Source organism: Ramlibacter sp., assembly GCF_013697775.1.
In the GTDB taxonomy this organism is placed as follows: Bacteria; Pseudomonadota; Gammaproteobacteria; order Burkholderiales; family Burkholderiaceae_C; genus Ramlibacter.
This window is the reverse complement of sequence record NZ_JACCWG010000187.1, coordinates 1-2,151: the sequence shown is the minus strand read 5'-3', so window position 1 is coordinate 2,151 and position 2,151 is coordinate 1. Positions and strand designations below refer to the sequence as shown.

Sequence of the window (2,151 nt, the reverse complement as noted above, 5' to 3'; positions counted from 1 at the left end):
GCATCGACCATTTCGTCAACGCTCACAACCAAAACTGTCAGCCGTTCAAATGGACTGCGACCGCCGATTCGATCCTTGAAAAGCTGCATCGACTTTGCTCACGTATTATCGGGACAGGACACTAGGTCAGACCTTGCTCTTGCCGGCCGGCTCGTCGGGCTTCTTGTCGTTGCCTTCGATGTACGGCGACCACGGCTTGGCCTTCACCGGGCCGGGAGTCTTCCACACCACGTTGAACTGGCCGTCGCCCTTCACTTCGCCGATGAACACCGGCTTGTGCAGGTGGTGGTTTTTCTCGTCCATCTTGGCGGTGAAGCCCGAGGGCGCCTTGAAGGTCTGGCCGGCCATGGCGGCGATCACCTTGTCGGTGTCGGTGGACTTGGCCTTCTCCACGGCCTGCTTCCACATGTACACGCCGATGTAGGTGGCTTCCATCGGGTCATTGGTCAGCGGCTTGTCCTTGTGGCCGGCGATGCCCTTGGCCTTGGCGTAGGTGGCCCACTTCTTGGTGAACTCGGTGTTGGTCGGGTTCTTCAGCGACATGAAGTAGTTCCAGGCGGCCAGGTGGCCCACCAGCGGCTTGGTGTCCACGCCGCGCAGTTCTTCCTCGCCGACCGAGAAGGCCACCACGGGAACGTCCTTGGCCTTCAGGCCGGCGTTGCCCAGTTCCTTGTAGAACGGCACGTTGGAGTCGCCGTTGATGGTGGAAATCACGGCCGTCTTCTTGCCTTCGCCGGAGAACTTCTTGATCTTGGCGATGATGGTCTGGTAGTCGCTGTGGCCGAAGGGGGTGTACTCCTCCATGATGTCGGCCTCGGCGATGCCCTTGGACTTCAGGAAGGAGCGCAGGATCTTGTTGGTGGTGCGCGGGTACACGTAGTCGGTGCCCAGCAGCACGAAGCGCTTGGCGCCGCCGCCTTCCTTGCTCATGAGGTATTCCACCGCGGGAATCGCCTGCTGGTTGGGCGCGGCGCCGGTGTAGAACACGTTCTTGGACAGCTCCTCGCCCTCGTACTGCACCGGGTAGAACAGCAGGCCGTTGAGTTCCTCCACCACCGGCAGCACCGACTTGCGCGACACCGAGGTCCAGCAGCCGAACATCACCGCCACCTTGTCCTGCGTCAGCAGCTGCTTGGTCTTCTCGGCGAACAGCGGCCAGTTGGACGCCGGGTCCACCACCACGGGTTCCAGCTGCTTGCCCAGCACGCCGCCCTTGGCGTTGATTTCCTCGATGGCCATCAACACGGTGTCCTTGAGCACCGTTTCGGAAATGGCCATGGTGCCCGACAGGCTGTGCAGCACGCCGACCTTGATGGTGTCGGCGGCATGGGCGGGCGCGAAGCCGGCGCCCGCCAGGACGACGGCGGCGGTGAGCGCCTTGAGGGTGAATCGACGTTGCATGTGCGCGGCTCCAGAAAGAAGGAAGAAGAAGAAAGAAGAAGCGAGGAGTCCATTCTGGGAACTGCCGGGCTGCACAGGAATACGGCGGATGGCGTATGAGGCCGTCCGGCTTACATGGCCCTGGCACTGTCAACCCTGACAGCTTGACCCTGTGCCAGCGCGTGCAGATACTGCGCACCGACAACAACAAAGACAGACAGGGGAGGCATGCGAATGCCCTGGAGGAGATCGGCCATGCCCGTGCTGGGCATGGCCTTGCTGGGTGTTTCGCCCATTCACGCGCAGACGATGGCTCCCGCCGCCGCCGGCGCCACCCTGCCCGAGGTGCGCATCAGCGCCAGCCTGCTGCCGCAGACGGAAGCGTCCGCCAGCCAGCACGTGACCGTGCTCACCCGCGCCGAGCTCGACGTGCTGGGCGACCGCAGCGTCGCCGACATCCTGTCGCGCCAGGCCGGCGTCGTGACCGACCGGGGCGCGCGCAGCGGCGGCTTCGGCTCGCTCTTTCTGCGCGGCGCCGACCCCAGCCACGTGGTGGTGCTGATCGACCATGTGCGGCAGAACGATCCACTGTCCTCGCGCGGCAGCGCCGTGGACCTCAACACCTTGTCCGCGGCCGACGTGGAGCGCATCGAGATCGTGCGCGGCAACGTGAGCGTGGTGCACGGCGAGGCGCTGGCCGGCCTGGTGCACATCTTCACCCGCGCTGTAGCGCCGCGCGCCTCCATCGGCTTCGGCGGCGGCGGGCTGCGC

Annotated in this window: 2 protein-coding genes and 1 pseudogene; 2 read left to right on the top strand and 1 reads right to left on the bottom strand. The window is 64.6% G+C overall.

The genetic code is table 11. The features are described 5' to 3' along the window. Nucleotides 1–125, top strand: a pseudogene (locus H0U68_RS09180) (IS630 family transposase); the annotation flags it as partial. A gap of 1 nt (nucleotide 126) precedes the next feature. Here the strand turns inward: H0U68_RS09180 and urtA are convergent. Further along, nucleotides 127–1,401 (bottom strand): urea ABC transporter substrate-binding protein, encoded by a 1,275-nt coding sequence (gene urtA, locus H0U68_RS09175; protein ID WP_296354824.1) that lies wholly within the window; start codon nucleotides 1,399–1,401, stop codon nucleotides 127–129. A gap of 234 nt (nucleotides 1,402–1,635) precedes the next feature. Between urtA and H0U68_RS09170 the strand changes: the two genes are divergently transcribed. Continuing rightward, on the top strand, nucleotides 1,636–2,151 hold a 516-nt coding region (locus H0U68_RS09170; protein ID WP_296354822.1), incomplete at its 3' end, for a TonB-dependent receptor plug domain-containing protein.